6 protein-coding genes are annotated in these 6,697 nt (G+C 66.8%); 5 read left to right on the top strand and 1 reads right to left on the bottom strand.

All coding sequences use genetic code 11. The features are described 5' to 3' along the window. The 3 genes from CVM52_RS12105 to CVM52_RS12095 form a co-directional block, all read left to right on the top strand. Positions 1–1,023 (top strand): serine hydrolase domain-containing protein (locus CVM52_RS12105; RefSeq protein WP_100162756.1); only part of this gene is annotated, 1,023 nt, incomplete at its 5' end. A gap of 126 nt (positions 1,024–1,149) precedes the next feature. Continuing rightward, positions 1,150–2,778, top strand: coding sequence for a SulP family inorganic anion transporter (locus CVM52_RS12100; protein ID WP_100162755.1), 1,629 nt, complete (start codon positions 1,150–1,152; stop codon positions 2,776–2,778). Positions 2,779–2,884: 106 nt separating this feature from the next. Beyond that, positions 2,885–4,564: a calcium-binding protein gene (locus tag CVM52_RS12095; RefSeq protein WP_100162754.1), complete on the top strand. Its 1,680-nt coding sequence runs from the start codon at positions 2,885–2,887 to the stop codon at positions 4,562–4,564. Between the two features lie 41 nt (positions 4,565–4,605). Here CVM52_RS12095 and CVM52_RS12090 read toward each other — a convergent pair whose 3' ends face one another. Continuing rightward, positions 4,606–5,211: a flavin reductase family protein gene (locus tag CVM52_RS12090; RefSeq protein ID WP_100162753.1), complete on the bottom strand. Its 606-nt coding sequence runs from the start codon at positions 5,209–5,211 to the stop codon at positions 4,606–4,608. Positions 5,212–5,291: 80 nt separating this feature from the next. Here CVM52_RS12090 and CVM52_RS12085 point away from each other — a divergent pair, with 80 nt between their 5' ends. Further along, a complete protein-coding gene (locus CVM52_RS12085) occupies positions 5,292–5,786 on the top strand; it encodes a GNAT family N-acetyltransferase (protein ID WP_100162752.1) in 495 nt (164 codons plus the stop codon). Positions 5,787–5,835: 49 nt separating this feature from the next. Beyond that, the gene (locus CVM52_RS12080) at positions 5,836–6,594 is read left to right on the top strand and encodes an EcsC family protein (protein WP_100162751.1); all 759 of its coding nucleotides are present in this window, start codon (positions 5,836–5,838) and stop codon (positions 6,592–6,594) included. Positions 6,595–6,697: the final 103 nt, after the last annotated feature.

Here is a 6,697-nt window from a genome sequence, read left to right as displayed (position 1 = left end):
CGGATCGCCGCGGCGCTGGACCGCGCCTTTGCCGAGGCTGGGGACAGCCCCGACAAGGGCCGGCGCGCCATTGTCATCGTGCGGCACGGGCGCATCCTGGCCGAACGCTATGCGCCGGGGATCGGGCCGGACACCCGGCTGCTGAGTTGGTCGATGGCGAAGTCGGTGACCAATGCGCTGATCGGGCTGCTGGTGGCGGAGTGGCAACTGGCGCTGCACGGCCCGGCTCCGGTGCCGGCCTGGGCGGCGCCAGAGGACCCGCGCCACGCGGTCAGCATCGACATGCTGTTGCGGCAAAGCAGCGGCCAGCCTTTCGGATCGGCCAATTCCGGGCTGGACCGGGCAACGCGGATGCTGTTCCAGGAGGTCGATATGGCCGGCTATGCGGCGGCGGCGCGGTTCAAGGGCCGGCCCGGCGCGCAGTGGTCCTATACCGATGGCAACTACGCCATCCTCTCGGGCATCCTGCGCGACCGGCTGGGCGGCGCGCAGGGGGTGGCGGACTTTGCCCGCCGCCACCTGTTCGCGCCGGCGGGCATGGCCAGCGCGCTGCAGGAATTCGACCTGTCCGGCGCGCCGATGGGGGCAACCCATGTCTATGCCACGGCGCGGGACTGGGCACGGTTCGGGCTGCTGTATCTGAACGATGGCCGGGCCGGGGGGCGACAGGTTCTGCCGCAGGGCTGGGCCGCCTATTCGGCCCGGCCCACCGCGGTGGCCGATCAGGGCTATGGCGCCGGGTTCTGGACCAACCGGGGCAACAGCCGCGGCGCCCGGTTGCGCCGCTGCCTGGGCATGCCGCAGGGGTCCTATTTCGCCAGCGGCCATTCCGGGCAGACGCTGCTGATCCTGCCCGAGCAGGACATGGTGCTGGTCAGCCTGGGTTTCAGCACCGCGCCGGACGCGCTGTCGACGGCGCGGGCGGCGCTGCTGGTGCGCGACATCCTGGGGCCACAATTCGCGCCCGAGGAGGGCAGCGCGGCGATGATGTTGCAGCGCTGCCAAGTGGCCATAGGGGCATGATTTTTGCCGATTTGCGCCCAGTGCCATGCGCTGTGCGCAACCCTGCTATGCGCCGGGTGCTGTGGCCATTCAGGCCTTGGTGCCGTATGCGCGCGGGGAACGCATAAACCCCCCAAAGGATCGCCCATGACACGAGCCGCGCTGGCTTCGTTTGCCCAACGTATTGCCCGTCAGGATCTGCGTCTGCTGCCCGATGGCAACATGACCCCGGATCGTCTGAAAACCGAGATCCTGTCGGGCCTGACCGTGGCGCTGGCGCTGGTGCCCGAGGCGGTGGCCTTTGCCTTTGTCGCCGGGGTGCATCCGCTGGTGGGGCTGTATGCCGCCTTTATCGTCGGGCTGATCACCGCGCTGATCGGCGGCCGGCCGGGGATGATTTCGGGCGCGACCGGCGCGCTGGCGGTGGTGATGGTGGCGCTGGTGGCCCAGCACGGGGTGGAATACCTGTTCGCCACCGTGGTGCTGATGGGGCTGTTGCAGATCATTGCCGGCATCATGCAATGGGGCAAGTTCATCCGGCTGGTGCCGCATCCGGTGATGCTGGGCTTTGTCAACGGGCTGGCGATCGTGATCTTCCTGGCGCAGCTGACCCAGTTCAAGGTGCCGGGCACGATGGAAAACACCGGCCACGGCATGGGCGGCGGCGAATGGCTGAGCGGCCTGCCGCTGTATCTGATGCTGGCGCTGGTGGCGGCGACCATGGCGATCATCTGGGTGATGCCGCGGCTGACGCGGGCGTTTCCGGCGCCGCTGGCCGGGATCGCCATCGTCGCCGGCGTGGTCATCGCCTTCGGGCTGGACGTGCCGCGGGTGGGCGACCTGGCCTCGATCCAGGGCGGTCTGCCGCAGTTCCACCTGCCGATGGTGCCGCTGACCTGGGAAACCTTGCAGATCATCCTGCCCTATTCGGTGATCCTGGCGGCGATCGGACTGATCGAAAGCCTGCTGACGCTGAACCTGGTCGGCGAGATGACCGGCAAGCGCGGCGGCGCCAGCCAGGAATGCGTGGCCCAGGGCACCGCCAATGTGGTCACCGGGTTCTTCGGGGGCATGGGCGGCTGCGCGATGATCGGCCAGTCGATGATCAACGTGCGCTCGGGCGGGCGCACCCGCATCGCCGGGATCGCGGCGGCGCTGTTCTTGCTGAGCTTCATCCTGTTTGCCGCGCCGCTGATCGAGATGATCCCGCTGGCGGCGCTGGTCGGCGTGATGTTCATGGTGGTGATCGGCACCTTCGCCTGGAACTCGTTCAAGATCCTGCGCAAGGTGCCGCTGACCGATGCCTTCGTCATCGTGTTGGTGACGGTGGTGACGGTGTTCGAGGACCTCGCGGTGGCCGTGGTGGTGGGGGTGATCGTTTCGGCGCTGGCCTATGCCTGGAACAATGCGCGCCGGATCCACGCCAAGGTGCATGTGACGCCGGAAGGCGCAAAGGTCTATCAGGTGCAGGGGCCGCTGTTCTTCGGCTCGAGCGACGGCTTTGTCGAGCTGTTCAACCCCGACGCCGATCCGCAGGCGGTGGTGATCGACTTTGCCGACAGCCGGGTGGTGGACCAGTCGGCGCTGCAGGCGATCGAGGCGGTGGCGGGCAAATACGAGGCGCGCGGCAAGCGGGTGGTGCTGCGCCATCTCAGCCGCGATTGCCACCGGCTGCTGAGCCGCGCCGGGCATCTGATGGTCGACAGCGATGACGACCCGGATTACGGGCTGGCGGTGAATTACTCGGTGCGCACCGGGATCCTGGGCGGGCATTGAGGCCGGCCCGGGATCTTCTCTGATCCGGAATTTGTTGCGGTTTGTCCCGCCGTGCACCAATCTGCCCCAGAATTGAACCAAGAGCATAGCTGGGATGGATTGGTGAATGGCGCGTTTAAGCGGCAAAGAGGTGCGGCTGGCACCCGATATTCTGGAAATCGAAGATATTGTCGGGTTGAACAACGGTCGGTTCGCGGTGTCCGGCAAGGATACCGGCGGCACCCTGGACCAGCAGGGGCTGGTGTGGTGGTTCAACCGGGATGGCGATCTGATCGGATCGCAGGTGTTGGTCGAGGCGGGCGAACGGCTGCGGCAGTTCTCGGACCTGTCCGCTGGAGGCGGCCTGAACGTGATGACCGCGCGGATGATCCGCCCGGAGGTGTTCGACGCGACCGACCCAGTCCTGGTACAGAAGCTTTCGCCCACCGGCTCGGGGCCAGATCGCGAGATGCTGGATGGCACCGAGGTACTGCCGCTGGTGGCGCCGAGCATCGAGCCCTGGGGCAAGGGGCATGTGCTGACACAGGCGCATGACGGACCGTCCGCGCTGGACTACGGGTTCGACCTGGTGCGCTTGAACGCCCGCGGTCAGGAACGGTTTTCCACCTACGTGGCCATCGAGGGCACCAACTTGCCGCTGCAATCCACGGACCAGGCGGAAATGGTGAATGGCGGGTTGGCGGTGGTGGCCGACTATTCCAACACCGCGGGGGCCGTGTGGCTTTGGATGCTGAACGGCAAGGGCGATGTGACGTCCAGCCAGCGCATCGATCGGCTGGGCGCTTATGTGGGTTCGACCGGCACGATCGCCACAGGGTCGCAGGTCGAGGTTCTGGCGCGGGGCGACGTGCTGGTAACCTGGGACGAGGGCGAGATGCTGGCGCGCCGGTTCGACAGCGAAGGCAATCCTCTGGGCACAGAGATCGTGATTGCCGAGCGAACCGAAGCGACCGAGGATTTGAAAATCCTGGCGCTTGAAGACGGCGGCTTTATCGCCACCTGGCTGAAGATCGCGCCGCATCCGATCCTGGCACAGAGTGGCCGCACGGTGATGATGCGCGAGTTCGATGCCACCGGAAATCCGGTCGGCAAGGCGCGGGAAGTCACAGGATTTGCCGAGGGGTCTTCGGATCCGGTTCTGGTGCGCGACGGATCCGACGGGGCCAACCTGATCTGGCACAACCGGTTCTGGGACGGGATCGGCGATTCGCGCGATTTCGTGCCCTTTGCGGTGATGCAGGGGATCCGTTCAGATTGGACGCCCGGGGTCACCCGCGTCGGCGATGGCGGGCGCGACGTGTTGCAGGGCGGTCGGCAGGACGACCTGCTGGAGGGCAAGGGCGGCAAGGACACCCTGAACGGGGGCGGCGGCGATGACGATCTGCGCGGGGGAAGTGGTAACGATGTTCTGCGCGGCCAGCGCGGGCGTGACGTGATCGAAGGCGGCGCCGGGCATGACACCCTGACCGGCGCTAGTGGCAACGACATACTTGCCGGCGGTACCGGCAATGACGTGCTGCGGGGAGGAGGGGGCCGCGATACCTTTGTGTTCCGGGATGTCACGGGTCACGACGTGATAGTCGATTTCGACGACACGCGCGATATTATCCGGTTCGAGGGTGACCTGTTCGCAGGCGGTCCGGATCAGCAGCGGCCCGAAATCGTCGAGACCGGCGGCGATACGGTGATCAGCATCCGCAATCAGGATGCCACGATCACGCTGCAGGGCGTGATCGATCTGGACTATGACATCAATTTTCTTTCGGGCACGATCTTGATCTACTGACCGCAGGTTGCGTCCGGTCGGGCGCTGTCCTCGCTCGGGCCCTATTCGTCCGGCCGCACCAGTTCGAAGGCTTCGGTGATGCGGCCATAATCGCGATAGCCCAGGCGCGCCAGCGGCTGGAAAGCGGTGATGTCGAAGCGGCCGTCGCGCAGGCAGTCGTCGCGCATATGCACGCCGGTGACCTCGCCCAGCACCAGCCGGTTCATCTTGCCCGGCAGTTCGACGATCTGGGTCAGCTTGCATTCCAGCGCGGCGGGCGCGTCGGGCACGCGCGGGCAGTCGATGGTTTCGCATTCCGCCGGGATGATGCCGGCGCGTTCGAACTCGTCCACCTCCTTGCCGAAATGCTCGGTGGTGATGTTCATCAGGTCGCGGGCGGCATATTCGACGATATTGACGCAGAACACCCCGGTTTCTCGGATATTGGCAACGCTGTCCTTGGCCTCGGCCTGGTCGTCCTTGGTGGTGGTCGAGGAGAACATCACCTGCGGCGGCACATAGGCGATGGCGTTGAAAAAGGAATAGGGCGCCAGGTTGTTGATGCCATCGGCGCTGCGCGAGGAAATCCAGCCGATCGGGCGCGGGGTAACGATGGCGTTGAACGGGTTATGGGGCAGGCCGTGGCCGTCCTCGGGGCGATAGAACATGTGGGTCTCCAGATATTTGCCCCTCTGGTAGCGCCGTGATAGGGCGATGGCCACCCGTTACCGCAAGAACAGGCGCCTGAGTGATCGAGCTGAAACCCGAGGCCAACGCAGACTGGTGGGAGGTCGAGGCGCTGCTCGACCTGTGTTTTGCCCCCGGCCGCGAGGCGCTGTCTTCCTACCGGCTGCGCGACGGTATCCCGCCGGTGCCCGGCCTGTCGCTGGTGGCGCGCGACGAAAGCGGCATCCTGATCGGTGCGATCCGCTATTGGCCGGTGCGGGTGGGCGGCGCCGCCGCGCTGCTGCTGGGGCCGGTGGCGGTGCACCCGACACATCAGGGCGAGGGGCTGGGCGCGGTGCTGATCCGCGACAGCCTGGCGGCGGCAACGGCGAATGGCTGGCAGCGGGTGATGCTGGTGGGCGATGCGCCCTATTACAGCCGCTTCGGCTTTGACAAGCTGGAGGATGTCGAGATGCCGCCGCCCACCAATCCCGAGCGGGTGCTGGGCCAGGACCTGGTGCCGGGGGCCTGGGCCGGGGTGGCCGGGCGGGTCACCCGTTGGGATGCCGATCCTTGACAGGTGCCGTGCGGGTGCCGATCTGATGGGTATCTGCGCGAGAGGGCACATGGACGATATCGTCATCCCGGAACCTGTTGATCTCGACACCGAACTGGACGCGCTGGCGGCGCGTTATCGTGCCGCGGGCGGGATCAGCGTGAAACTGCTGGCCTCGCTGGGCGGGCGCGCCGAAGAGTTGCTGGAGCGGTTGCCGGGGCCGGTGCGCGCGGGGCTGGACGCCGCCACCGCGCGGGCGCTGAAACTGGCGATGCAGGCGGCGCGGCAATCGCGCCGAGTGGTGCGCGACCGCAAACCCTGGGTCAACACCGCGACGACCACGATGATGGGCGCCGCCGGCGGGTTTGCCGGGCTGCTTGGCGCCCTGGTCGAGCTGCCGGCGACCACCACGATGCTGCTGCGCGCGATTCAGGGCGTGGCGGCGGAACACGGTTTCGATCCAAACGAGCCCAGCGTCGAATTCGACTGTATCCGCGTGTTTGGCACCGCCGGGCCGTTGGACCGGGACGATGGTGCCGACCTGTCCTTTCTGTCGCTGCGGCTGACGCTGACCGGCGGCGCGGCGCATAAGCTGATCGCGGTGGTGGCACCGCGCCTGGCGGCGGTGCTGGGACAGAAACTGGCGGCACAGACGGTGCCGGTGCTGGGCGCCTTCACCGGCGCCGGGGTGAATTACCTCTATACCCGCTATTACCAGGAAATCGCCCATGTGCATTTCGGGCTGCGGCGGCTGGCGGTGGCGGCCGATATGACCGAGCCGGAGCTGATCAAGCTGTTGGCGGCACGCATGCAGCGCCGGGTGGCCTGAGCGCGGGCAGCGCCGCATCACCCCGTGGGGAATTCGCGTGCCTGGCAAATTATGGCGTGTGTTTGCCAGCAGTCTTCATATCATCCTTTCGAGGCCAATGGCA

Source organism: Pseudooceanicola lipolyticus (genome assembly GCF_002786325.1).
GTDB classification, from domain to species: Bacteria; Pseudomonadota; Alphaproteobacteria; order Rhodobacterales; family Rhodobacteraceae; genus Pseudooceanicola_C; species Pseudooceanicola_C lipolyticus.
This window is presented reverse-complemented; position numbering and strand designations above follow the sequence as displayed.